The organism is Lysinibacillus cavernae (assembly GCF_009724685.1).
Classification (GTDB): domain Bacteria; phylum Bacillota; class Bacilli; order Bacillales_A; family Planococcaceae; genus Lysinibacillus; species Lysinibacillus cavernae.
This window is the reverse complement of sequence record NZ_WMEF01000038.1, coordinates 1-505: the sequence shown is the minus strand read 5'-3', so window position 1 is coordinate 505 and position 505 is coordinate 1. Positions and strand designations below refer to the sequence as shown.

The following is a 505-nucleotide window of genomic DNA, read 5'->3' as shown; positions in this document are numbered from 1 at the left end:
CGCCAGAAGTGATGGATAGAACAGAGAAAGTGGTGGATAGAACGCCAGAAGTGATGGATAGAGCAAAGAAAGTGGAGGATAGAACGCTCAGATTGATGGATAGAAGAGAAACAGGTGGATAGAACGCCAGAAGTGATAGATAGAGCAAAGAAAGCGGAGGATAGAATGCTCAAATTGATGGCTAGAAGAGAAACAGGTGGATAGAACGCCAGAAGTGATGGATAGAACAGAGAAAGTGGTGGATAGAACGCCAGAAGTGATAGATAGAGCAAAGAAAGTGGAGGATAGAATGCTCAGATTGATGGATGGAAGAGAAACAGGTGGATAGAACTCTCGAAATGATGGATAGAACAGGGAAAGTGGTGGAAAGAACGCTCAGATTGATGGATAGAAGAGAAACAGGTGGATAGAACGCTCGAAATGATGGATAGAACAGGGAAAGTGGAGGATAGAACGCTCAGATTGATGGATAGAAGAGAAACAGGTGGATAGAACGCTCGAAATG

1 protein-coding gene is annotated in these 505 nt (G+C 43.8%); it reads left to right on the top strand.

Annotated features, from left to right (window positions below; genetic code table 11):
• Positions 1–196: 196 nt before the first annotated feature.
• Entirely contained in the window at positions 197–328 is a 132-nt protein-coding gene (locus GJU32_RS23710) for a hypothetical protein (RefSeq protein WP_274381843.1), read from the top strand.
• Positions 329–505: the final 177 nt, after the last annotated feature.